Origin of the sequence: Mesorhizobium sp. B4-1-4 (assembly GCF_006439395.2) — a bacterium.
GTDB lineage: Bacteria > Pseudomonadota > Alphaproteobacteria > Rhizobiales > Rhizobiaceae > Mesorhizobium.
In genome coordinates, this window is the sequence record NZ_CP083950.1 from 3,615,704 (window position 1) to 3,639,988 (window position 24,285).

General features: G+C 63.7%; 23 protein-coding genes. 16 read left to right on the top strand and 7 right to left on the bottom strand.

The window, feature by feature from the left end:
- Positions 1-126: 126 nt before the first annotated feature.
- Positions 127-1,155, bottom strand: coding sequence for a CapA family protein (locus FJW03_RS17265; protein ID WP_140767192.1), 1,029 nt, complete (start codon positions 1,153-1,155; stop codon positions 127-129).
- Positions 1,156-1,330: 175 nt separating this feature from the next.
- Between FJW03_RS17265 and FJW03_RS17270 the strand changes: the two genes are divergently transcribed.
- The 10 genes from FJW03_RS17270 (at position 1,331) to FJW03_RS17315 (ending at position 13,559) form a co-directional block, all read left to right on the top strand.
- The gene (locus FJW03_RS17270; RefSeq protein WP_140767191.1) at positions 1,331-2,587 is read left to right on the top strand and encodes a hypothetical protein; all 1,257 of its coding nucleotides are present in this window, start codon (positions 1,331-1,333) and stop codon (positions 2,585-2,587) included.
- A 506-nt stretch (positions 2,588-3,093) separates the two neighbouring features.
- Positions 3,094-4,746, top strand: a complete 1,653-nt coding sequence (locus FJW03_RS17275) for a DUF2778 domain-containing protein (protein WP_140767190.1) — start codon at positions 3,094-3,096, stop codon at positions 4,744-4,746.
- Positions 4,747-4,871: 125 nt separating this feature from the next.
- Positions 4,872-8,162 carry an excinuclease ABC subunit UvrB gene (gene uvrB / locus FJW03_RS17280; protein WP_140767189.1) on the top strand — a complete coding sequence of 1,097 codons (3,291 nt, stop codon included), beginning with the start codon at positions 4,872-4,874 and terminating at the stop codon, positions 8,160-8,162.
- Between the two features lie 141 nt (positions 8,163-8,303).
- Positions 8,304-9,008 carry a hypothetical protein gene (locus tag FJW03_RS17285; protein ID WP_226890387.1) on the top strand — a complete coding sequence of 235 codons (705 nt, stop codon included), beginning with the start codon at positions 8,304-8,306 and terminating at the stop codon, positions 9,006-9,008.
- A 2-nt stretch (positions 9,009-9,010) separates the two neighbouring features.
- Positions 9,011-9,235 (top strand): hypothetical protein, encoded by a 225-nt coding sequence (locus tag FJW03_RS17290; protein WP_226890388.1) that lies wholly within the window; start codon positions 9,011-9,013, stop codon positions 9,233-9,235.
- Between the two features lie 629 nt (positions 9,236-9,864).
- Positions 9,865-10,779, top strand: coding sequence for a DMT family transporter (locus FJW03_RS17295; RefSeq protein WP_140767461.1), 915 nt, complete (start codon positions 9,865-9,867; stop codon positions 10,777-10,779).
- A gap of 250 nt (positions 10,780-11,029) precedes the next feature.
- Positions 11,030-12,205: an ATP-binding cassette domain-containing protein gene (locus FJW03_RS17300; RefSeq protein WP_140767460.1), complete on the top strand. Its 1,176-nt coding sequence runs from the start codon at positions 11,030-11,032 to the stop codon at positions 12,203-12,205.
- Between the two features lie 143 nt (positions 12,206-12,348).
- Positions 12,349-12,531, top strand: a complete 183-nt coding sequence (locus FJW03_RS17305) for a hypothetical protein (RefSeq protein WP_140767459.1) — start codon at positions 12,349-12,351, stop codon at positions 12,529-12,531.
- 151 nt (positions 12,532-12,682) lie between these two features.
- A complete protein-coding gene (locus tag FJW03_RS17310) occupies positions 12,683-13,105 on the top strand; it encodes a VOC family protein (protein WP_140767458.1) in 423 nt (140 codons plus the stop codon).
- Between the two features lie 100 nt (positions 13,106-13,205).
- On the top strand, positions 13,206-13,559 hold the full coding sequence (locus tag FJW03_RS17315; RefSeq protein ID WP_140767457.1) for a DUF1428 domain-containing protein: 354 nt from the start codon (positions 13,206-13,208) through the stop codon (positions 13,557-13,559).
- A 243-nt stretch (positions 13,560-13,802) separates the two neighbouring features.
- Here FJW03_RS17315 and FJW03_RS17320 read toward each other — a convergent pair whose 3' ends face one another.
- Both FJW03_RS17320 and FJW03_RS17325 read right to left on the bottom strand, forming a co-directional pair.
- Entirely contained in the window at positions 13,803-15,437 is a 1,635-nt protein-coding gene (locus FJW03_RS17320) for a tetratricopeptide repeat-containing sulfotransferase family protein (protein ID WP_140767456.1), read from the bottom strand.
- Between the two features lie 261 nt (positions 15,438-15,698).
- Positions 15,699-16,040, bottom strand: a complete 342-nt coding sequence (locus FJW03_RS17325) for a Kazal-type serine protease inhibitor family protein (protein ID WP_226890704.1) — start codon at positions 16,038-16,040, stop codon at positions 15,699-15,701.
- Positions 16,041-16,376: 336 nt separating this feature from the next.
- Between FJW03_RS17325 and FJW03_RS17330 the strand changes: the two genes are divergently transcribed.
- The 3 genes from FJW03_RS17330 (at position 16,377) to FJW03_RS17340 (ending at position 17,744) form a co-directional block, all read left to right on the top strand.
- Complete coding sequence (locus FJW03_RS17330; protein WP_006202520.1) at positions 16,377-16,589, top strand: cold-shock protein; 213 nt, start codon at positions 16,377-16,379, stop codon at positions 16,587-16,589.
- Between the two features lie 323 nt (positions 16,590-16,912).
- The gene (locus tag FJW03_RS17335; RefSeq protein ID WP_006202521.1) at positions 16,913-17,125 is read left to right on the top strand and encodes a cold-shock protein; all 213 of its coding nucleotides are present in this window, start codon (positions 16,913-16,915) and stop codon (positions 17,123-17,125) included.
- 187 nt (positions 17,126-17,312) lie between these two features.
- Positions 17,313-17,744: a BA14K family protein gene (locus tag FJW03_RS17340; protein ID WP_140692201.1), complete on the top strand. Its 432-nt coding sequence runs from the start codon at positions 17,313-17,315 to the stop codon at positions 17,742-17,744.
- Positions 17,745-18,150: 406 nt separating this feature from the next.
- On the opposite strand, the gene FJW03_RS17345 is transcribed toward FJW03_RS17340, so the two are convergent.
- From FJW03_RS17345 to FJW03_RS17360, 4 genes are all read right to left on the bottom strand, one after another.
- Positions 18,151-19,108, bottom strand: a protein-coding gene (locus FJW03_RS17345) for an IS630 family transposase (protein ID WP_226890389.1) whose coding sequence is annotated in 2 segments (ribosomal slippage) — positions 18,151-18,756 and positions 18,758-19,108 — 957 coding nt in all. Because the reading frame shifts where the segments join, the coding sequence is not laid out codon by codon here.
- A 78-nt stretch (positions 19,109-19,186) separates the two neighbouring features.
- A complete protein-coding gene (locus tag FJW03_RS17350; protein ID WP_140692198.1) occupies positions 19,187-19,825 on the bottom strand; it encodes an MBL fold metallo-hydrolase in 639 nt (212 codons plus the stop codon).
- Between the two features lie 138 nt (positions 19,826-19,963).
- Positions 19,964-20,281 carry a hypothetical protein gene (locus tag FJW03_RS17355; RefSeq protein ID WP_140692196.1) on the bottom strand — a complete coding sequence of 106 codons (318 nt, stop codon included), beginning with the start codon at positions 20,279-20,281 and terminating at the stop codon, positions 19,964-19,966.
- 145 nt (positions 20,282-20,426) lie between these two features.
- Positions 20,427-21,320: a branched-chain amino acid aminotransferase gene (locus FJW03_RS17360; RefSeq protein WP_140759923.1), complete on the bottom strand. Its 894-nt coding sequence runs from the start codon at positions 21,318-21,320 to the stop codon at positions 20,427-20,429.
- A 261-nt stretch (positions 21,321-21,581) separates the two neighbouring features.
- Here FJW03_RS17360 and FJW03_RS17365 point away from each other — a divergent pair, with 261 nt between their 5' ends.
- Genes FJW03_RS17365 through FJW03_RS17375 form a run of 3 tightly spaced genes read left to right on the top strand, consistent with a single transcriptional unit; the run spans position 21,582 to position 24,283 of the window.
- On the top strand, positions 21,582-22,115 hold the full coding sequence (locus FJW03_RS17365; RefSeq protein ID WP_181173109.1) for a MarR family winged helix-turn-helix transcriptional regulator: 534 nt from the start codon (positions 21,582-21,584) through the stop codon (positions 22,113-22,115).
- Positions 22,102-22,821 carry a response regulator gene (locus FJW03_RS17370; protein ID WP_140745437.1) on the top strand — a complete coding sequence of 240 codons (720 nt, stop codon included), beginning with the start codon at positions 22,102-22,104 and terminating at the stop codon, positions 22,819-22,821. The genes FJW03_RS17365 and FJW03_RS17370 overlap by 14 nt, the downstream gene beginning before the upstream one ends.
- Before the next feature lie 46 nt (positions 22,822-22,867).
- A complete protein-coding gene (locus FJW03_RS17375) occupies positions 22,868-24,283 on the top strand; it encodes an ATP-binding protein (protein WP_140759921.1) in 1,416 nt (471 codons plus the stop codon).
- The last annotated feature ends 2 nt before the right edge of the window (positions 24,284-24,285 follow it).

The window sequence follows — 24,285 nt, forward strand, 5'->3', positions numbered from 1 at the left end:
ACGCGTGGCGAAGAGATTCAAGGGTGCCTCGCACCTGTCGTGCGCCGCGAGGCCGCGCCTTTCGGGCAAACGCTGGCGCCGACCCACCTGGGCGATAGGCAAATAGGCCGGCCTTCAGTTGCAAGACTATGGAAAGACCGCCCTCAACCGCCCCTCGACCTTTCCCCTCATCGCACCTGCCAAAGCCCCGACCGGCACCAGCCGTTCATGATCTCCGTGCCGCAGCCGAACAAAGGGATGCAGCCGGTAGGACGCAATGGCACCACGCGTCCCTTCATCGGCGCTGACGTCGACGGCGAAAATCCCGCCAATGCGACCCGGCCAGGGCTGGCGGGCAAAAGCGGTGCCGAGGAAATCACCGAGCCCGTAGGCGACGACCGTCCCGCCGATCCGCTCCACCGGCTGAATCACATGGGCGTGATGGCCGGCGATCAGGCCGACGCCCTGCCCGGCCAGGCGTCTGGCCAGTGCCCGCGTCGCAGCGCGCGGAAAGTGGCGGAACTCCCAGTCCCAATGCGGTACCGCGCAAAGGAGGTCGAGGCCATCGCGCTGCCAGCCTGTCGGGTCGCTGTCCATCGACACCCGCCCGGCAAACAGATCTTCATCGGCATTGCGCCACAGCGTGAAGGCGGCGAAGCCGACACTCAACGGTCCGGCTTCGACAGCTTGCACCGGGCCGTCGGCGGCCAGGCCGATGGTGCGGGTGCCGAGACGCTTCAGCGCCGCCACCGTCTCCTCGAAACCGGCGACGCCCTGGTCGAGGACATGATTGTTGGCTAGCGACAGCACGAGTTTTTCGCGCGCGATGCCGACCGCCGCCAGCGCCTCGGCCAGAAACCGTTCGCTCATCGCATGATGCGTGCCGAGCTTTGTCCCCAGCACGGCACTCGGCCTGTCCACGACTGGGCTCTCGCAATTGCCGATCACCAGATCGGCAGCGCCAAGCAGCGCCTTGATCGCCGGATCGCAGTCGGGCGTGCTGCCGTTGGCCACCGCCGAAATGTCGCCGATGAAGGCAAGCCGCACCGTCCGCTCCGGCGGCGGCTCCATCAACGTCCCCGCCATCGGCGCAAACCCGCTGGCGTCGCCGCCGAGCGACGGTTTCAGGAATCGTGGCAGCCAAGACAGTTTGTAGGAGAGCGGATAGTTCGACACGCAATGCCCAATCGTTTGCCTTCTGTAGACCGTCCGCCCGGCCGGTTGAAGCGCGTCCGTCGACAATCATCCCACGATGTCGACCGCGTGACAGGACCGGCAGGCGCGACGCCGTGAATATGTGTATGGTGGAGTATGTGTATGGTAGCCGGGAACACATGCACGGGAGGGAACGATGACACGAATAGCAAGCCTGCTGGCATCCGCCTTCATTGTCCTTGTGCCCCTGTCTTCCGCCAACGCCGCCATGCCCGAAGCGGCAACCGCGCTTTTCCAGGCGAAGACCGTGGCCGCGCGCGACAGCGCGCTGTCGACGCTGGAGGCGGCCGCGCCGAAGGATCCCGCATCGGCCTATGCCGCGGGCGCCGGCGAGTTCTTCACCGCGCTGGAGTTGCTGGCCAGCGGCCTGCACCGCCATGGCTTCGAGAGCCCGCGATCCTTCATGCTGCCGCTGATGCAATTGCCGGTACCAGAAAATCCCAACCCCGAGCCGCTCACCTATGAGCAGTTCCGCGCCATCCTGGTCGCCTTCCGCGACCGGCTGGAAAAATCCGCCACCACGCTTGGTTCGGTGCCGGCCGATGCCGATATCGGCATGGTCATCGACCTCACCCATGTCGGCATCGACCTCAATGAGGACGGCGCGATCGCGCCCGACGAAAGCATGGCGGCCATCATGGCCGCGCTGTCGCGCGGCAGCATCTCGCAGAGCGACGCCACGCCCGCGCTGACTTTCCGCTTCGACCGCGCCGACGGCTATTGGCTGCAGGGCTATGCCGAGTTCCTGATGGCGCAGGCCGATTTCTGGCTGGCGCATGATTTCAGGAGCATGTTCGACGGCTCCTTCCACATGCTGTTCCCACGCGCCAAACTGCCGTTGCAGGACATTCTCGTGCCGCCGCCGAGCGACGTGGGCAGCAACATCTTCTCCTCGGAATGGCGCATCGCCGATTTCATCTCGATGGTGCATCTCATCAACTGGCCGGTGGTCGCGCCGGAGCGCCGCAAGGCGGCGCGTCGGGAACTGCTCGAAATGATCCGGCTGTCGCGCGAAGATTGGAAGGCGATCCGCGCCGAAACAGACAACGACCGCGAATGGCTGCCCGGCCCGCAGCAGAAGGGTGAGAACCCGCTCACCGGTCTCGAAGTCGGCGAGGAACAGGTGCAGGCCTGGCTCGCCACCTTGACCATGGCCGAGGATCTGCTGGAAGGGCGTGTGCTGCTGCCGCATTTCCGCATCACCGGCAAGGGCATCAACATGAAGCGCTTCTTCGACGAGCCCAAGCCTTTCGACCTCGTTCTGTCGATCACCGGCCCCGGCATCGCGCCCTACCTCGAAAGCGGCAAGATTCTGACCAGCGAGGATTTCGACCAGATCCAGCGCGAGTTCGGCGGCGGCGGGTTCTTGACTTTCGCGCTCTGGTTCAACTGAGGCTTGGCTTCCTGCGCAGTTGGCGCCATTGCCCCGCCGCACCTGCGGGCACGCAGCACAAGGAAGGCAGAAGCCTTGAGCCTGCCGGCCCGAAATCGTGGCAGTATGGCGACGGTTTAGCGGGGTGCCGCAGGCGTTTTCAGCGACCAGGCGGACAGGGAAAGGCGTGCCCGATTGCCGCAGGCACCGCCGAACCGCCTTACTACAAACATTAGCAGAGGCTGTTTTGCTTGACTTGGCCGGCAAAAACAGGCAGCAAAACACCCTTGGAAGGGCTGCAATACCGCGTGCATGGTCGTGGACAAGCCTTTTTCGGCACAAAGTCCACGTCTCTCGGTTGGTTTTGAGAGGGATTGGTTAACCAACTTTGTCCATATTTTAAAGCAATCGGCAACTAACGACAGGCGCGGCAAACGCGTCGGGGACCACCTGGGATCACTCACGGAATGGTCGTCGCGGCTATCACAGCCGCGGACGTGGGAGCCGATTGGAGCAAGATTGGTTGCATGGCGTTCTTGAGTAAGAAAATCGTCGGGGACAAGCGTTGGGACGGCGAGACCGCCTGCGACGCGCCACGTGCCTCATCCTTCAACCCTGAACGGATCGTCCGCTGGGTGGCGGTGCCCGGCGTCGGTGCTGCCGTAAGCCTATGGCTGGTCGGCACGATGGTTGGCCTCAGCTCCGTCGGCGCTTCCCTGTCGTCGACGTCAAGCGGCCTGCCGCCGACGCTGTCCATGCCGGGCTCGCTCGCGCTCGCCGATCCGCTGAAACAACATTTCCTCAGTTCTTCGGCGCCTTTCGTGCTGGCCAACGCCCATGGCGGTGCCCATGCCCTGCATGACCATGCCGTGCAATGCGGTGCTGGCTGCTTCAGGCTCGCCGCGGTGAGCCCCCGGGCGGAGAAATCCACGCGCCTTGTGGCGCGGGCAAAGCCGGTACCTGCTGTCGCCCCGCCGACCGTCAAGTCGAAGTCGCAGGAGCGTTTCGAACGCATGGAAGCGTCGCTGTCGCCGTCCAGGCTCGCTGCGGCCTTCGCCGGCGCCGGGAGGCCGGCTGCCGCCCCCAACGCCCGTCCCGTGATTTCCAGCGCCACGCCGCAAATCACCGAGGCATCGCTGGTGCCATCCGTCCAGGTCGTGGCCAGCCTGTCGGATGACATGCCGCCCCCGGCGGCGGAGCGCTTCGCCCGTGTCGACACGGGTTCCGTTGTCGTCCAGACCGCGCCGGCGCCGATGGGTTTTGCCCAGTCGGAGACGCCCGATAACGCGCAGCTGGCGCTTGCCCTCGTCCAGTCGATGCCAGTCGAGGACGAGGCATTCGCCTCGCCGCTGCCAATGACCGAATCCTCTGCGGACGTCGCGGTTGCGCCTGTCGAGACCCAGCAGGAACAGCCCGGCGATGCTGCCTCGCTGCCGGACGCGCTCACCGACGACGTGCCGCTGCCTACCCGTCGCCCGCAATACGACGCGCCGCAGCCCAAGGCCGTGGAGCAGGACAAGCCGGCTCCACAGCCCAGGATCGTGGAGCAGAAGCCGGCTCCACAGTCCAGGACCGTAGAGCAGAAGCCGCTCCCGCAGGCCAAACCGGTCCAGCAGGCCAGACAGCCGGCCCGGCAAGGGCGGTCTGGTGATGGCGGCGACGCATTGGCCTATGCCAAGCCCGACACGCCTTCGGGCGGCCTCGGCCAGGCGTTCAGGAACCTGTTCAGCGGGCCGAGCGCCGGAAGCGGAGCCGGCCACGGCGTAGCCGTCTACGACATCTCGGCCAAGACCGTCTACATGCCGGATGGCCAGCGGCTCGAGGCGCATTCGGGCCTGGGCGCCATGGTCGACCAGCCGCGCTATGTCCACGTGAAGGATCGTGGTCCGACGCCGCCCAACACCTATAATCTGTCGCTGCGTGAGTCCCGCTTCCATGGCGTCGAGGCCATTCGCCTGACACCGGTGGGCGGCGGCAACAAATACAACCGCAACGGCCTGCTCGCCCACACCTACATGCTGCGCGGCGGCCGCGCCGAGTCCAATGGCTGCGTCGTCTTCAGGGACTATGCGCGCTTCCTCGCCGCCTTCAAGAAGGGCAAGGTCACACGACTCGTCGTAGTGCCACGCTTAAGCGGATCGCCGACCCAGGTGGCGTCGGATAACGCACGCGGCGCCTGAAGACTGAAAGGCGCCGCCGGGCAGTTGCCTCCTCCTGACAGCCTGCTGTCAGCAGCCGGAGCAGGCGTTGCGCCTCGCTCCATCCCGCTCTTTCCATTTTCGCCAGGAAATCCCATATTCGGGACATGGCCAAATCCCCCGACAAAAGAACGCCGCCGACGGCGAATGACGACCGCGCCGCGCCGAAGCGGCGCAGCCCGCTGACCGATTTCCTCGACGCCTCGGAGCCGTTGCACAAGGGCGGCTTCGCCGAGATGCCGCAACCCGAACTGTCGGGCACCCCGCTGACCGGTTCGATCTCCGATTGGGCCGAGCAGATCGAGCAGGAAGCCGAGCGCGAAGGGCGCCACCTGATCTCCCCCCTTGAGGGGGAGATGTCGCCGAAGGCGACAGAGGGGGTCGCCGGAGGAAGCGCTCGACATAAAGAGGCGCCGAATCCGGTCGAACCGACCCCACCCGGCGGCTCCGCCGCCCCCCTCCCCTCGAGGGGGAGGGATAGCGTCAAGTCGAAAAAGATTCCCGAGCGCTCCGCCGCGCCGGGCCGCACCGCGCGCGGTACCTCGATGGGCGGTGCGGCCACCGCCCGTGAACGCGCGGCAGTCGGCCTCAATCCGGTAGCCGGCCTCGACATCTCGCTGGAAGAGGCGGAGACGATGACCTCCAGTGGCGTCACCGCCACGGTGGCCGCGCTGTCGGCGCTGATCGAATCTGGTAATCCGCTGCACAAGGACGGCGTGCTGTGGACGCCGCATCGCCCTGCCCGCCCGGAAAAATCCGAAGGTGGCATCGCCATCAAGATGGTGTCCGACTTCGAGCCGGCCGGCGACCAGCCGACCGCCATCAAGGACCTGGTGGAAGGCGTCGACAACAACGACCGCACCCAGGTGCTGCTCGGCGTCACCGGCTCCGGCAAGACCTTCACCATGGCAAAGGTGATCGAGGAGACGCAGCGCCCGGCTTTGATCCTGGCGCCAAACAAGACGCTTGCCGCACAGCTCTATTCCGAGTTCAAGAAGTTCTTCCCCGACAATGCGGTGGAGTATTTCGTCTCCTACTACGACTACTACCAGCCGGAAGCCTACGTCCCGCGCACCGACACATTTATCGAGAAGGAATCCTCGATCAACGAACAGATCGACCGCATGCGCCATTCGGCGACGCGTTCGCTGCTCGAACGCGACGACGTCATCATCGTCGCCTCGGTGTCCTGCATCTACGGTATCGGTTCGGTCGAGACCTATACGGCGATGACCTTCCAGATGCAGATCGGCGACCGGCTCGACCAGCGCGCGCTGCTCGCCGATCTCGTCGCCCAGCAGTACAAGCGGCAAGACATCAATTTCGTGCGCGGCTCGTTCCGCGTGCGCGGCGACACGATCGAGATCTTCCCCGCCCACCTTGAGGACCGCGCCTGGCGCATCTCGATGTTCGGCGACGAGATCGAGGCAATCACCGAGTTCGATCCGCTGACCGGCCAGAAGACCGGCGAGCTGAAAAGCGTCAAGATCTACGCCAACTCGCACTATGTGACGCCGCGCCCGACGCTGAACCAGGCGATCAAGTCGATCAAGGAAGAGCTCAAGCTACGGCTGGTCGAACTCGAACGCGCCGGCCGCCTGCTGGAGGCGCAGCGGCTGGAGCAGCGCACGCGCTTCGACCTCGAAATGCTGGAAGCGACCGGCTCCTGCGCCGGCATCGAGAACTATTCGCGCTATCTCACCGGCCGCCAGCCTGGCGATCCGCCGCCGACATTGTTCGAATACATTCCGGACGATGCGCTGGTCTTCATCGACGAGAGCCATGTCACCGTGCCGCAGATCGGCGGCATGTATCGCGGCGACTTCCGCCGCAAGGCGACGCTGGCCGAATACGGCTTCCGCCTGCCGTCCTGCATGGACAACCGGCCGCTGCGTTTCGAGGAATGGGACGCCATGCGTCCGCTCTCCGTCGCCGTGTCGGCGACGCCCGGCGCCTGGGAAATGGAGCAGGCCGGCGGCGTCTTCGCCGAGCAGGTCATCCGTCCGACCGGGCTGATCGATCCGCCGGTCGAGGTGCGCCCGGCCAAGAGCCAGGTCGACGATGTGGTCGGCGAGATCCGTGAGACCACTAAGGCCGGCTACCGCACGCTGGTGACGGTGCTGACCAAGCGCATGGCCGAGGACCTGACCGAATATCTGCACGAGCAAGGTGTGCGCGTGCGCTACATGCACTCCGACATCGACACGCTGGAGCGCATCGAGATCCTGCGCGATTTGCGCCTCGGCGCTTTCGACGTGCTGGTCGGCATCAACCTCCTGCGTGAGGGCCTCGACATTCCCGAATGCGGCTTCGTCGCCATCCTCGACGCCGACAAGGAAGGTTTTTTGCGCTCGGAGACATCGCTCATCCAGACCATCGGCCGCGCCGCCCGCAACGTCGACGGCAAGGTCATCCTCTACGCGGACCAGGTCACCGGCTCGATGGAACGGGCGATGGCGGAGACCAACCGCCGCCGCGAAAAGCAGATGGAGTGGAACGCCGCCAACGGCATCACCCCGGAATCGGTGAAGTCGCGTATCTCCGACATTCTCGATTCGGTCTACGAGAAAGATCACGTCCGCGCCGACATCTCGCAGTTCACCGACAGTGCCGGCGCCATGATGGGCAACAATTTCAAGGCCCATCTCGACGCGCTGGACAAGCAGATGCGCGACGCCGCCGCCAATCTCGACTTCGAGAAGGCGGCCCGCATCCGCGACGAGATCAAGCGGCTGCGCGAGATGGAACTGTCAATCTCCGACGATCCGCTGGCGCGCGAGGTGGAAGGCCAAAGTCCCGCCTCGGGCCGCGAAAAGGGCAAGCACAACAAGGGCGTGGCCAAACATCGTACGGCTGAGGAACAGGAGCGTTTCCGCAAGCTTGATGAAGCCCGTGCAGCTGAAGAGGCGGCCAAGGCTGCCCGGCCCAACCTCTTCCGCAAGCCCGCGCTCGACGAGATGGGCGCCGACGGTGCGGTGCCGGTGAAGAAGCCGCTATTCGCCAAGCCGTCGATCGACGACATGGGGCCCGGCACCGACATGCCGACGCCGGCGGGCGCAGTGTCACGCTCGCTGTTTAAGAAACAGTCGGCGCAGGAAGCACACGGCTCCGACTTCGGCATTCCCGGCGAACCGACAAAACCATTGTTCAAGAAGAATTCCCTGGATGAAATGACGGTGCGGCGCACGGAAAAACCGGTAGAGGGAAAAGTACCGGCCAAGCCACAGCCGATCCCCCCCGTTGTGGGGGCCGGCAGGACAGAGGGGGGCGCGAATGAGCGCGACGATTCCGCCAAACCGATTGTCCGTCAGCGCGCCGGCATCGGCTCTTATGAGGATCCAGGCGACGCCCGCCGCGAAAAACGCCGGCCAGGCAAGACAGGTCGGCCGAGACGATAGGTGAGAGCGTTCAGGCGCGTGGCTTCTGAAACGAGTGTCGCGCTGCCCCTCATCCGCCTGCCGGCACCTTCTCCCCGTAAACGGCATAAGCGCTAAGATAGGGTATTGCGGCGCGGAATCGGTTGTGATTCTACGCTGGGGATGACACACGAATCGCTTGTTGATGACGGCTGGGCCGAGACGATTGAGCTTCTCGGCGGCGAAGAGTTGATCGCAGGAAGTGCGCGCGAGACGAAGGCGTTCCTGCGACCGCGCGGCATCAGGTCGGCGAGCGATCTGTTGCGCCTGACACTGGCTTACTGCCTTGGCAAGGTGGGCATGCGGGGCATCGTGGCCTGGGCGGCGGCGAGCGGGATCGCCGACATCTCGGACGTGGCGTTGCTCGGCCGGTTGCGCAATGCAGGGCCGTGGCTGCAGCATTTGATCGGGCATCTTTTGAAGCGCGAGGAGGCAGGTTTGGCCAAAGGCCGGCTGATCCGCATCCTCGATGCGACGGCGGTTGCCAAGGCCGGTGTGCATGAGAAGAAGAACAATGGCCTTTGGCGTATGCACTGCGCCTTCGAGCTTGAGCGCGAGCAGTTCGATTTCATCGAGATCACCGACCAGAGCGAGGCCGAGCTGATCGACCGCGTGCCGGTGATAGCGGGCGAGATCCGCATCGGCGACCGCGCCTATCTGCAGGCCGACCGGATCGCAAAGGTCATGGCGCAAGGCGGCGACGTTGGAATGTGCGATGGCTCGACGCCAACGGCGAGGCGTTCGATCTCATCGGCCACCTGGAGAGCTGCCGCGAGGAGGTCTTCGAAATGCCTGTCCGGCTGGGCCTCAAAAAGGGTGAGCCTGTGAAGATGCGCCTGATCGCCTTGCGCAAATCCGAAGCCGCGGCGCAAGAAGCGCGGCGCAAAATCAACAAGGAAGCCAAGGCCAAGGGCAATCAGGTTCGACCGGAGACGCTGATTGCTGCTGGCTTCGTGATCCTTGTGACCTCGCTTGGCCAGGAGGAGTTCCCCGCCGGCACGGTCTCAAGCTCTATCGTATGCGCTGGCGTATCGAGCTCGCCTTCAAGCGCCTGAAGAGCTTGATCGGGCTGCGCGCGCCCCCCGCCAAAGACCCAAGGATCGCAAAGCCCTGGATTCTTGCCCACTTCCTCATCGCGCTTGTGACCGAACCCCTCTCGCAGGAGTTTGGTGTCTCTCCCCCTTGAGCGACGGGCGCCCGCTACTGTGGCGCGCCACCCGCCAGATCGTCGCCTCCCTGATCGCAGCGATTTTTACACAACCGCCCTTGGCAATCCTGCGCCAGAATCTCCATGCCTTGCGATATCGTTGGCGCGAGCCACCACGAAAACGTAAGTTTCAAGCCATGCCAAAGCTATCTTAGCGCATATGCCGTAAACGGGGAGAAGTCAGCTGGCCGCGACCTCGCGCCCGTCTTGCAACGCTGGCGATTGGCGAAATATAAGTTGGCAGCAGCGTCCTTCTCCCCGTCACTATACGGGGAGTTGAGAAGTGGTCCGCGCAGCGGACGAAACGCCAATTGCTTGGCTTTTCGAACGACGAACGCCCGGCAGGGCGATGAGGGGCAGCGCAAAACCCCGGCAGTCCGGCTCGTCGTGCCGTCGGCTGGCCCATGAGCTCGCGCTTGCCACCTTCCGGCGGAAACGATAAGCCGCAGCAAGCCGCAACAACCTTCCCCACCAACCATGAAACCCAGAGACATCGCCGCCTACTTGTTTCTGGCCGTCACTTGGGGGCTGTCGTTCCTGGTGCTGCTCAAGGTGGTGCATGCTTTTGGCTGGGTCGGCGCGGTCACCTTGCGGTCGCTGGTCGCGGGCATCACGCTCTTTCTGTTTGCCGCCGCGACGAGGCGCAAGCTCGATTTCAGCGCCGGCTGGAGGCCCTTCGCGATGGTCGGCGCAACGACGGTGGCGGCACAGCTGATCGGCCTGTCTTATGCCACGCCGCGCATCGGCACGGCGATGGCGGCCATCCTTGTTGCTGCCATCCCGCTGTTCTCGATGATCATCAGCCAATTGTGGGGGCTTGAGCGCATAACCGTTCGCGGGCTGGCGGGACTGTTGCTCGGGACCGCCGGTATCATCGTTCTGGTCGGCTTTCCCGCCGTCCCGATCACGGCGCCCTTCGCTTTTGGCTGTGCCGCGTCCCTGTTCAGTTCGTTCTCGGCAGCCTTCGGCAGCAATTACGCCAATCGCCATCTGCGCTCTGCAGGCTCGTGGGAAGTCACCAGTGCCGCCTTCCTGTTCGGCGGCCTGATGACGCTGCCGCTGCTCCTCGCCGTGCCGGCACCGGCCCTGCCGCGCGCGGTCGACTTCCTCTACCTCGCTATCCTCGCCTGCGTGATGAGCGCGATGACCTACGTCGTCTATTTCCGGCTGGTGGCCAGCATCGGCGCGACCAGGGCGATCAGCGTCGAATTCGCCGTAACCACGATCGCGGTGCTGGTTGGCACTGTCATGCTCGGCGAGACGCTGACCATCATCCAGGCTTTCGGCGCGGTGGCGATCATCGGCGGCTGCGTGCTGGTGCTGGACCCATTCCCGCGCAGCGCCAAGGTAGTGCCGCAGGCGGCCTTGCCATCTGCCCCGCCTTTGGTGTAGCCAGTCCCGACACTCGAACGTCTTGAAAGGAGGGCTCACGTGTTCACGTTCTATCGTCACCATCGTCAGCGTGGCCCGATTTCCGCCCTGCGAGCTTGCTTGCAGGGCTGACCAGGGACGGTCCGGGTTTTTCCCGCTTCGATTTTTTGGTCTGCCCGTGGTGCGCAATGCCTGAGCCTGACGGCCGGCACACGCACCGTCAAAGTGCATCGAACCGGAGTTTGCCTCCGGACAGACCAGAGAAATCACAATGGCCCTGATCAGCCTCAAATCCCTCGGCGTCACCATGAGCGCGCCGCTCTTCTCCAATCTCGACCTCACCATCGGCAGCGGCGACAGGCTTGGCATCGTCGCCGCGAACGGCCGCGGCAAGTCCACCCTGCTGAAATGCCTGACCGGCGAGATGGAACCGACATCAGGCGACATGACCCGCACGCGCGGCCTCCGCATCGGCCATGTCGAACAGTCGGTTCCCCCTGCCCTGCTTGGCCGCACCTTCCAGCAGGTGGTGGCCGATGCCTTGCCGGCCGAGCAAGCCGACAGCGAGATGTGGCGTGTCGACGTCGTTCTCGACTCGCTCGACGTGCCCGAGGACATGCGCGGGCGCAAGCAGGCGGCCAAGCTCAACAACATCGGCATGAATTCCGGCAGCGACCTGCTGACGGTCAAGACCAGGCAGCTCAAGGACCGCGCGGAAAAGCTGGAGGACGCGGCTGTCGCGGCGCATCGCGAGCGCTCGGCCGGTACCATAAGGCTGGCCAATCGCGGCACGCATGCCAAGGTGCTGATCACGCTCGACGACGCGGCCGTCGAAACGCCCGACGGCACACTGCTGTTCAGGACCGGCAGGCGCCACATCTGCCAGGGCGACCGCATCGTGCTGCTCGGCCGCAACGGCGTCGGCAAGTCGCGTTTCGTCACCCTGATCCGCAACCCCATCCTCGAGCCGGAAACCGCCGAGAACGTGAAGGTGACGCCGTCAACGGTGCTCGGCTACAGCGATCAGGCCCTGTCGGGCATCAGCGGCGACGACACGCCAGTGGCGATGGTCTCGCGCCGCCATGATGTCGGCGAGCAGCGCGCCCGCTCGCTGCTCGCCGGCGCCGGCGTCAGCATCGACGTGCAGGAGCGCAAGATCGGCGTGCTGTCCGGCGGCCAGAAGGCGCGGCTGATGATGCTGGCGCTCAGGCTCGCCGATCCCAATTTCTATCTGCTCGACGAGCCAACCAATCATCTCGACATAGACGGCCAGGAAGCGCTGGAAGCCGAACTGCTGGCGCACGAGGCAAGCTGCGTGCTCGCCTCGCATGACCGCTCCTTCATCCGCGCCATCGGCAATCGCTTCTGGCTGATCGAGAAACGGAAGCTGACCGAGGTTGACGACCCCGAGGATTTCTTCCGCCAGGTGGCACAGGCCGCGGCCTGAGAAACGTAGCCGGCCCGTCGAAAACAACGGGCCGGCGCACACCCGTACAGAAAATTCTGCCCGATCTGTCGGACCGCCGCCCGATGCCACGTCCTTGGGACGCCGACACGATGATGCCGGCGCCAACCCAGGGAGAATGCATCATGTCGGTTCTTTCATCCATCGGACGCATTGCGACCCGTTATGCGGCGGCGCGCGCCCGCCACCGCAGCGAGCGCATCCTGCTTTCGCTGCCGGCTGAATTGCGCAAGGACGTCGGCTTTCCGGAACTCTTCGACGCCAAGAACAGCCGTCGCGCGGCCACCTTCTCTGCCAAGGTCATATGACCACGGCCAGTCTACCATGCATAAAGCCCGCCGGCGGCCCGCCTCTCCAGGCTCGGTCCGCGAGAAAAATTTGACGGCCGTGTAGGATAGCCGTCACCTCATGCGTCCTATGACTGGCGAGGCCCAAACCGAACGTAAAGAGGAGCAAGACATGACTGACCAGACCCCAGTTCAGCCCAGGGCGGAAGTGCTCGGCGGATTGACCCCCTATCTCCAGGTGGACGGCGCCTTCAAGGCCGCGGAATTCTACAAGAAGGCCTTTGGCGCGGAGCAGGTCTTTGCCTATCCGGCGGACGAGAAGGGCCGCACCATGCACATCCATCTCCACATCAACGGCTCGACGCTGATGCTGGGCGACGCCTATCCCGAACACGGCCATCCACATCAGGCGGCGCAAGGCTACACGCTGCAACTCCATCTCGGCAGCGACGATATCGATGCCTGGTGGAAGCGTGCCGTCGACGCCGGCTGTGAGGTCGTGACGCCGCTGCAGGTCATGTTCTGGGGCGACCGATGGGGCCAGGTGAAGGATCCCTTCGGCGTTGCCTGGGCGATGAACGCGCCGGTCAAGTAAACTGGCGAGCCAGCGCCCTTTCCCGAGGGCGTGATGCGTTCACCTGCGCCGGGCTGCATCCCTGCCGACCCGGCGCTCCACTTCAACAAAGGAACCCACAATGTCCTATGTCGATGGTTTCGTGCTGGCCGTGCCCAAGGCAAGGCTCGATGCGTATAAGAAAATGGCTGAAAATGGCGGCGCCATCTGGAAGGAGCACGGCGCGCTCGCCTATGTCGAATGCGTCGGCGACGACGTGCCTTACGGCGAGCTGACCTCGTTCCCGCGCGCCGTGCAGGCCAAGGACGACGAGGTCGTCATCTTCTCTTGGGTGATCTACGAGTCGAGGCAGAGCCGCGACGCGGTCATGGCCAAGGTGATGGCCGATGAACGCCTGAAGATGGACTGGTCGTCAATGCCGTTCGACGGCAAGCGCATGATCTTCGGCGGCTTCCAGCCGTTCCTGGAGCTTTGAGGAGCGACGGAACGCTATCGCTTCGTCATCCTATGGCGGAGCAAGGAGCGCAGCGACGCGGCGCAGACCATAAGATCCATGCCGTGACGTTAAAGCGTTGAAAATGGTGCAGAATTCTGCGCCGTTGCATCCTTCGATCGACGTCGCGGCATGGATCCTCGGGTCTTCGCGACGCCGCTTCGCGGCTGCTCCGCCCGTGGATGACGAAGCTGGGTGGGCTTCGGCTAATCCATAAGGAGGGCGCTAATCCAGCTTGTCGAGCAACGGTTTCAGCCTGTCGCCATAGCGCTTCCACAGGTCGACAGAGCCTTGATACATCGGCTGGCGCACTTGCGCGGCGGAAGCCGTGCGCACCGGCCGGTCGGTCTCGTGGAACGACAGCACGGCATCGTCCCAGGGCAGCCCGAGATAGTCGATGAGCGCCCGGCTCTGGCCTTCCTGATCGGCGACGAAATCCTCGTAGCGCACATCATGCACGACGCCGGGCAGCACCTTGTGCCAATGCGCCATGATGTCGGTGTAGAGATTGTGGAAGTCGGCGAGTTCGCCAAGATCATAGCCATAGCGATGGCTGTCGCCGCGGAAATGCACCTTGTAGATCGAAAGGCAGGTTGCCGCCGCATCGCGGGCGCAGTGGATGATCCTGGCCTTCGGCATCATCATGTGGATGAAGCCGACGAGCAGGAAGTTGCCCGGCATCTTGTCGGTGACGTGGCGCATATGCGGGTAGCGGGTGTGCAGCATGTCGAGATAGGCCTGCCCCGCCTCGGCGAAATCCGCGTCGTCCGCGTCGGAGACGCCCCAGGGGAAACCACCGGGCATGTTCGACGGAAACTGCTTGCCCACCGCCTTCTTCAGGATGCTGAGCTCACCCGCGCCATAGACCTGCGGATGGCTGGCGATGATCTGTTCGACCAGCGTCGTGCCCGAGCGCGGCATGCCGACGACGAAGATCGGCGCGTCATCGGCGATCGCGCTCGGCCTGTGCCTTTCGAAGAAGCCGGCATCGAATACCGTCTTCATCGCCTCGAACTCGGCGCGTGTCTTCAAGGGATCGTAGTCGATGCCCTTGCGGCGGATGGCATTGCCTTCGGCGAAATAGTCGAAGGCCCTGCTATAGTCCTTCAGATCGTCGTTGGCCTTGCCGAGTCCGAAGGACAGCTGCATGCGGGCCAGGCTGTCCTGCGGCGCCTTGGCATGCTGGGCCTCCATGCCGGCCAATTCGGCGTCGCGCTCCTTCTGCCGCTTGACCTGCGTCAGCATTAGCCAGGCACGCGCCATGGCGGGCTGGACCTCCACTGCTTGCCGGAACAGATCCGCCGCCTCGTCGAGCTTGCCCTTTTCCATCAGCCCGACGCCGAGCCCGTGCAACAGGTCGGCATCCTTCGGGCGTATCGCGAGCGCTTCGCGGAAAGCAGACAGCGCCTCGTCCAGCCGCCCGGCTTCCTCCAGGGTTTCGGCAAGCCCGATGCGGGCGCGCACATGAAATGGATTGCGCGCGACCGTGCCGCGATAGACCTCTTCGGCCTCCTCGAACTGGCCGAGCTGCTTCAGCGACGAACCGAGGTTGTCGCGCGCCGCCAGCTGTTCCGGCCGCAGGTCCACCGCGCCTCGGAAGAAATCGATCGCCGCCGCGACGCGGCCAAGGTCGCGCATCACCGTGCCGAAATTGTTGAGGAAATCGGGATTCGTCGGCTGCAGGCTCACAGCCTGTTCGAGGAGTTCCAGCCCCTCTTCGCTACGCCCGGTCTGATGCAGCAGCAATCCCAGGAAATGCGCGGCCGCCGCGTGTTTGGGCTGACGCGCCAGCACCTGCCGGTAGATTGACTCAGCCTCTTGCCGGCGCCCGGCCTGGTGCAGTTGCAGCGCCTGCTGCACATACTGGTCGAGGCCCAGCGGCGGCTGGCCTCCCGCGCCAGACTTGGTCGCGCCAGACCTGACTCCCGCACCCGCCGCTCTTCTCTGATCTCTGTTAATGGGAAACCTGCCGTGTTTGTCCGCCTGCCGCGATCTAGGCCATTGGCGCCAAAGGTTCAAGGCTTTGCTTGTCTGCCTCGGCCATTGCGTTGCCGGCAAATGGGCTCGCTCGCAAGCGGCGCCTGCCTTCTTCCCTGCTGGAAGGAAGAGGGCAACAGCCTCTCAGCACGGCCCGCCGCCAACGATGCGGTAGTCCGCGGCGCGGGCTTCGCAGGCGTTGGGGAAGGTGCGCGTCTCGCCACGCCGACGGGCCCAGACGGGCGCGTATTCACGAGTACAGAAGGTCTGCTCTTCGCCACCACCACCGCCTTCGCGGCAGGGGCCGTCGCGCACGATGCGATAGCCGGCGCGGTCGGCAAGGCAGGCATTGGCGAAGGTCTGGCGGTCGCCGCCGCGCCGGGCGCAGACCGGCTCGTACTGCTTGGTGCAGAATTGCGGTTCGGGACGTGGCGGGCGGGGTAGAAGATCTCCCTGGCCCATGCGTGACTGCGGCTGTGGGCCGATGACCCGCCCGGCGACGAGGCCTATCTGCGGCCCGTCGACGCTCAAATCGGTCGATTCTTGCGTCGGGATGCGCTCATAATGGCGGCCCGCGGCGCTATCTTGCAACCTTCACGTTTCCATGCGATAAATTCCGTGTTCGGGCATTTGCGACCCGGAGAGCGGAACGTTTTGGACGACCTTTCCCCGATACTGTGAATCTCTGACGGCCCCGTTTTTCGGCGGGGGGTTTTGACAATGCGCCAATGCATGACTGCCGAAGCAACCACCGGGAACTGCCCTCGACGCCAGGTGGCGGGCAGGACCACCAAAGACTGAACGGGTGAAGGAGTTTCCCCAATGGCCCAGACCGGCACCGTTAAATTCTTCAACGCGACCAAAGGCTTCGGTTTCATCACGCCCGATGGCGGCGCCAAGGACGTGTTCGTCCACATTTCCGCGATCGAGGCATCGGGCCTGCGCACGCTCGTTGACGGCCAGAAGGTTACCTTCGACGTCGAGCCGGACCGCATGGGCAAGGGCCCGAAGGCGGTCAATCTCCGCGCGGCCTGAACCATCGGGACGCCGCCCGCTCTTGATGGCGGGCGAATGAGGGGGCGGAGCTTGCCCAGCCTCTGGGCACGCAGACAGATTTTTGAAGGCGCGGCGTTTTTTGTCGCGCCTTTTTCATGTCCGCAGGACAGCATAAAAGCATGTCGCCCAAAACGGTTCCGGTTTTGGGTCAACGACATGCGTCATAACAAGGACTTAAAGCGTAACGCGCTTTAAGTCTCCGCAAAACTTTCTCTTGCCGATGACGCTAAAATAAAGGACAAATTTCCTCTCGGGCATTTGCCGGCCCGAGACTGGAGTTTATGGGATCAAAGGAGCTTCCCATGCCGCAGACCGGCACCGTCAAATTCTTCAACCATGCCAAAGGCTTCGGCTTCATCACGCCGGACGATGGCGCGAAGGATGTCTTCGTCCATATTTCGGCCGTGCAGGCGTCGGGTCTTCCCGGTCTCGAAGATGGGCAGAAAGTGACATTCGACACCGAGCCGGATAAACGCGGCAAGGGTCCGAAGGCCGTCAACCTGTCGATCGGCTGAGCCGGCTTCAGGCCGAACGCTCCGGCAGGCCAGGTCCGCTCCCCAGAGCGTGCGTTTTTTGATGCTTGTGGCAGCGCGGCACATAAAATCCGTTCAGCCCCCGTTCAGCCACGGTCTCATATTAATCTTTCGTAAAGCCGGACCGCATTCCCGAAAAATCATACGGGCTGGCACGAAGGAGATCGACATGAACCGAATTTTCAAGACAGCCGTGCTGTCTGCCGCCGTGGCCGCCACGATGCTTGTGGCCCTGCCCGCGGCCAACGCCGATGACTGGCATCGTTGGCATCATCACGGTCACGGCCATGGCGACGCCGTCGCAGCCGGCGTCCTCGGCCTCGCCGCCGGCGCGCTGATCGGCGGTGCATTGGCCAACCAGCAACCGCCGCCGCCAGACTATTACGATGACGGTTACTATTACGATCGTGACGTGAGCGTGCGCCCGGCCCCTGTCCGCCGCTACTACGCGGAGCCTCGGGTGGTGTACGCCGACCGTTATGCCGAACCGTGGACGCGCGACTGGTACGAGTATTGCTCGGACCGTTACCGCACCTTCAATTCCCGCACCGGCACCTTCACCGGCAATGACGGCGAACAGCATTTCTGCACGGCCAACTGAGGCTTCCCTGCCCCAAAACAGAAAGCGCTGACCGCGAGGTCGGCGCTTTTTGTTTGGGCTCTAGGATTTTGAGGGCAATCTGCGGCTGCAAAAGTCAGCGCCGCCCCTCATCCGCCTGCCGGCACCTTCTCCCGTACAGGGACGGGGAGAAGAGAACTGGCCGCAATGCTGGCGCTGGTACTGCGACGCTGGAGATTGTCGAAATCCTCTGTACAGGCTGTCTTTCTCCCCGTCCGTATACGGGGAGTTGAGAAGTGGTCCGCACAGCGGACGAAAAGCCAATTGCTTGGTTTTTCGGATGACGAACGTCCGGCAGGACAATGAGGGGCGGCGCCAGCTTTCGGAAACGGTCTGGTCAAGTTGTTCGGGATCGTCTGAATCTCTACCGAATTAGAGCGTCGGGCGATTAACATGCAACGTAGCCTGCCTGTTTGAGATAGTTCCAGCATTCGGTTGGATCGAACATGGCGCAGATGTTTCCGACGGCGCGGACAAGATCGTCGTAGGTGCGCGCTTTGGCCTTTCGCAACAGGGTTTTGAGCTTTGCGAAGGCCATCTCGATCGGGTTGAGGTCCGGCGAATATTTGGGCAGGAAGAGGAACCTGGCGCCGCGCTGTTTGAGTGCCTCTGCGGCGCGCGGACTTTTGTGGACATTGAGATTGTCCAGAATAACGATGTCGCCGCGCCCGAGAGCCGGTGCGAGCTGGGTTTCGACATAGGCATCGAACGCCGCACCGTCGATGGCTCCCTCGATGATCCAGGGGGCCACCAGTTCATGGCAACGCAGGCCGGCGATGAAGGTCTGGGTATGCCATTTGCCGAAGGGCGCATCGGCGAGGAGCCTCTTGCCGCGCAGGCTGCGCCCGCGCAATGGGGTCATGTTGGTCTTCACGCTCGTTTCGTCGATGAAGACGATCCGCGCCGGCACGGCGCGCATCAGAGGCTGATGATGGTCGCGCCACTCACGCCGCGCCGCTCTCACGTCGGGCCGTTCTTGCTCCGACGCCAGCAGGGCTTTTTTTATACGTAAACCCCTCCCGGCACAGCAACTTCGACAGGTTCGACGGGTCCGCCCTGACGCCGTGCTCGTCTTCAAGCCACGCGCCAAGCTCAGGCATCGTGATGTCCGGCCTGGCCATCACTTTGTCGACAATGGCCTGACGATACGGGCCGAGTTTGCCAGACCCGGCAGGACGCCCCTGACGGGCCGGTTCGACGGAACCAGTCGCCGCATAGCGTGCCTGAACGCGTACCGCCGTCGAAGGCGCCACCTCAAACTGCGCCGCAACTGCCCGCCGCGACTTGCCCTCGGCAATGCCGCGAACAAGTCGAAGCCTCAAATCCTGCGAAACCGCTTTGCCCATGGTGCACCTCCGCATCCATAGGAATCAGACTTCAGTCGAAAAGGGAATCCCAACGATTCACCCTATTCGCCTGACGCTCTAGACCAAAAACGGATTGGTCCGCCGCTCCTCGCCGAAGCGGCCGCCCGGCCCATGGCCGCAGATGAAACCGATATCGTCGCCGAGCGGCAGAAGCTTGTCCTTTATCGAAGCGATCAGCGCCGCATGGTCGCCACCCGGCAGGTCGGTGCGGCCGACCGAGCCGCGAAACAGCACGTCACCGACATGGGCGAATTTGGCCGCCCGGTTGTAATAGACGACATGGCCCGGCGCATGGCCGGGGCAATGCAGCACCTCGAAGAGATGCGAGCCGAACGACACCGTCTCCCCCTCGGTCAGGAACCGGTCTGGCACGCAATTGCGCGAACCGGCGATACCGTAGCGCCTGCCCTGGTTTTCCAGATTGTCGAGCAGGGGTTTGTCGGCCTCGTGCGGGCCGATGATCTCGATGCCCAGCGCCGCCTTGAGCTCCATCGCACCGCCGGCATGATCGATGTGACCATGCGTGATCCAGATGGCTCCGGCCGTGATCGCATTGTCCTTCAACACGCCCAACACCTTATCGATGTCGCCGCCCGGATCGACGATGACGCCGTGCTTGTCGTCCATGTCGAACAGGATGGTGCAGTTCTGCTGGAACGGTGTGACCGGTACGATGCCGGCGTTGAGCTGACCCATGATCGTCCTTTCGATGTCAAAGCGGTCATGTAGAGGCGCCGGTGAAAGGCGTCCACCCCTCGAAAGACGAACAGTCAGTCGCCTTAAAACAGAATGGGCGGCCGGAGCCGCCCATTTGAAACCTTAGACAGAAATCGCCTACTTCTTCATGGCACCCATGACCGCGCCGACGATGGCGGTCAGGATCGCGCCGCCGCCGGCGCCGCCGACGATATTGTTCAGGTTCAGTGCGCTGCCGAGACTGCTCGTCGCCGCCGCGGCTGCGTCCGGAGTGATCGTGCCGCCGCCGAGCAGGCTGCCAAGGATCGCCGCGCCGCCGACGCCGCCAACGGCTCCCGCCAGGATTTTGGGAAGCTGTCCCATCGCCGCCGTCTTGATCGCCGCGCCGACCGCCTGACCACCGATGATGCCTGTAATGATCTGAATAATGATCGGAAGAAGCGTGTTCATGTCCATATTGCCAGTCCCTCCATAGCTGCCAGCCTTCCGGGCCGACGCCATCATGAGACGCCGAATTGAATGAAAGTCAAATGCACAAACGCTGAAATAAAAGGGGCGGTTCGAAAACCGCCCCTACTTGCGCGAAAAGCTGTGACTTTCGTTATTCTGCGGCGATCGCATGCATGGGCTGAACGGCCACAGAATAGTCGTTCATAAGGTTCTTGGCGATCTCGCCGACCTCGAATCGGTAGGGGCCGATCTCCGAGACCGGCGTGACCTCCGCCGCGGTTCCGGTCAGGAAGCATTGCTCGAAGCCTTCGAGTTCCTCCGGCATGATGACGCGTTCGATGACCTCCAGGCCGCGATCCCTGGCCAGGCCAATGACCGTGCGGCGGGTGATGCCGTCGAGGAAGCAGTCGGGCTTCGGGGTGTGGATTTTGCCGTCCTTGACGAAGAAGATGTTGGCGCCGGTCGCTTCGGCGACCTGGCCGCGCCAGTCGAGCATCATGGCGTCTGCATATCCTTTGGCCTCGGCGGCGTGCTTGGACATGGTGCAGATCATGTAGAGGCCGGCGGCCTTCGACTTGGACGGCGCCGTGCGCGGGTCGGGCCGGCGCCATTCCGCCACGTCGAGCCGAATGCCCTTCAGCTTCTGCGCCGGATCGAAATAGCTCGGCCACTGCCAGATGGCGATGGCCACATTGATGCGGTTGTTCTGCGCCGAAACACCCATCTGCTCGCTGCCGCGCCAGGCGATCGGCCTGACATAGGCATCCTGGAAACCCTGCTTCTTCAACAGTTTGGTCGAAGCATCATTGAGCTCGGCCACCGAATAGGGGATCTTGAAGCCGAGCAGGCGCGCCGATTCATGCAGACGCTCGGTGTGCTCGTTGAGCTTGAAGATCACGCCGCCATAGGCGCGTTCGCCCTCAAACACCGCGCTGGCGTAATGCAGGCCATGGGTCAGCACATGAATCTTGGCGTCGCCCCATGGAACGAACTCGCCGTTCATCCAGATGAAGCCGTCCAGTTGATCGAAGGGAACGGATGCCATGGTAACCTCCCGCGGGCGCCGGCCCGCATATCTTCAGTGTCGTTGCGTGTTCTTTTTGGCCGCGCCGTGAGATTGGAGACGCCAGCCGGTGTCTCGAAGCGTAAGCGGATAATCGCGCTCTGGCAAACTCAGGAAATTCCGGAAAAACCCGCCCGTCTTGCCTTTTTGTTCGCAATCCGCCCAAAAGCTTGTCAAAAATTATCATTGCAGGGAAATTACGTCAATAGTACTGACATAATCTCCTGTTCCCATGGAGAAATGATGACGGACCGAAGCCACGCAGCTGGAAAACCGATCAGGACCGCAATGTCAGTCGAGGACGGCATCGACTTCGCCATCATCGAGCTGTTCTTCTTCGCTTATCGCGACTTCACTTCCGATCCCGATCAGATCCTGGCCGATTATGGCTTCGGCCGCGCTCATCACCGTGTGCTGCATTTCGTCAACCGGCGGCCAGGCCTGACGGTCGCCGAACTGCTTGACGTGCTGAAGATCACCAAACAGAGCCTGGCGCGCGTGCTCAAGCAACTGATCGACACCGACCATGTCGTGCAGTTGCAAGGTCCGCGGGACCGCCGCCAGCGTGAGCTCTATCCGACGGCCAAGGGCCGTGCGCTGGCGCTGGCGCTGGCGCGGCCACAGTCGCGCCGCATCCGTGCTGCATTGGAAGATTCCGGCGCCACCGAACGGGCCTTGGTGGAACGCTTCCTCGAAGCGATGGTCAATCCGGAACTGAGAGCTCAGATCGACGTTGGGTCCGCAAAAATGTCAGGAAAAAGCCATGGAGAGCACTGAGAGGGTCGACCAGGCGACCGCACCGGATGACGACGCGCCGCATTTGCTCGTGGTCGACGACGACACCCGCATCCGCAATCTTCTCAAGCAATATCTGACCGAAAACGGTTTCCGCGTCACCGTCGCCGGCAATGCCGGTGAGGCCCGCCGCAAGCTCGCCGGCCTCGACTTCGACCTGCTCGTGCTCGATGTCATGATGCCGGGCGAAAGCGGCGTCGATCTGACCAAGGCGCTGCGTGCCGAAAAGAACGTGCCGATCCTGATGCTGACGGCGTTGTCGGAAACCGACAGCCGCATCTCGGGGCTCGAGGCCGGCGCCGACGATTATCTGCCAAAACCCTTCGATCCGCGCGAGCTGATCCTGCGCATCAACAACATCCTGCGCCGCGGCGGCCCGACGGCGACGCCAAAGGTCGAACAGCTGGTCTTCGGCCCCTACACCTTCCAGATCGCCAGGCGCGAACTGAAGCGCGGCGGCGAGGCGCTGAAGCTGACCGACCGTGAGCAGGAGATCCTGGCGATCTTTGCCGCGCGCGCCGGCGAAACCATCCCGCGCCACGAACTCGTCGGCGACGATTCGGAGGTCGGCGAGCGCACCATCGACGTTCAGATCAACCGGCTGCGCCGCAAGATCGAGCGTGATCCCTCCAATCCGGTCTGGCTGCAGACCGTGCGCGGTATTGGGTATCGGCTCAGCGTGGAATAGAATACCGGCCGCGGCCACAATGGCCGCCGACGGATGAAACGGGCCAATGGCGACCACGGAACTGGAACAGCCGGGAAATGACGGCTTGAGCGCACGTGCCACGCGAACGCTCAAGGCGGTGCCGCGCATCTGGAACCGGTTCTGGCGCCTCGTCTCGCTCTATATGCCCAAGCGCCTCTATGCGCGCTCGCTGATCATCGTCATCGCGCCGATGATCCTTTTGCAATCGGTGGTCGCCTTCGTCTTCATGGAGCGCCATTGGGCAACCGTGACGCAGCGCCTGTCGCAGGCCACCGTACGCGACATCGCCGCCATCATCGACCTGATCGAGACCTATCCGCACGACGCCGACTACGCCAACATCATCCGCATCGCGCAGGACCGCATGCAGCTGAAGGTCGACCTCCTGCCGCCCGATCCGTTGCCACCGCCGGGACCCAAACCGTTCTTCTCGATCCTCGATGACGTTCTTTCCGCCGAGATCACCCGCCAGATCAACCGGCCGTTCTGGATCGACACGGTCGGCAATTCCAACATCGTCGAGGTGCGCGTCCAGCTCGAGAACAGAGTGCTGCGCGTCTTCGTGCGCCGCAGTCAGGCCTATGCCTCCAACACCCACATCTTCCTGATCTGGATGGTCGGTACCTCGCTGGTGCTCTTGATGATCGCCATCCCCTTCCTGCGCAACCAGATCCGGCCGATCCTGACGCTCGCCGAGGCCGCCGAAAGCTTCGGCAAGGGCCGGCCGATGCCGCGCGATTTTCGCCCGCGCGGCGCCGAGGAGGTGCGCCGCGCCGGCTTTGCCTTCATCCAGATGCGCGAGCGCATCGAGCGCCAGATCGAGCAGCGCACCGCGATGCTCACCGGCGTCAGCCACGATCTCAGGACCATCCTCACCCGCTTCAAGCTGCAGCTGGCGCTGGCCGGCGGCAAGGCCGAGACCAAGGCGGCGCTGAACCAGGACATCGACGACATGCAGTCGATGCTCGAAGGCTATCTCTCCTTCGCCCGCGGCGAGGCCTCGGAGGATCCCGGGCGCTTTGATCTCGACGCCTACTTCCAGAAGCTCAGCGAAGAAGCGAGCCTGCGCAAATGCAAGCTGTCGACGACGCTTTCCGGCGACCCGACCGTGCATGTGCGGCCCAACGCCTTCGCCCGGCTATTGTCCAATGTCATCGGCAACGCCTTCCGCTATGCCAAGACGGTGGAGGTCAGCGCCAATCATGGCCGTGGCTCGCTTGTGGTCACCATCGACGATGACGGCCCGGGCATTCCGGCCGACAGGCGCGAGGATGTGTTCAAGCCCTTCGTGCGGCTCGACGAGGCCCGCAACCTCGATGCCAGCGGCACCGGTCTCGGCCTGTCGATCGCCCGTGACATCGCCCGCAGCCATGGCGGCGACATCACCCTCGACGTCAGCCCGCTTGGCGGCCTGCGCGCGGTGATCAAGGTTCCGGCCTAAGC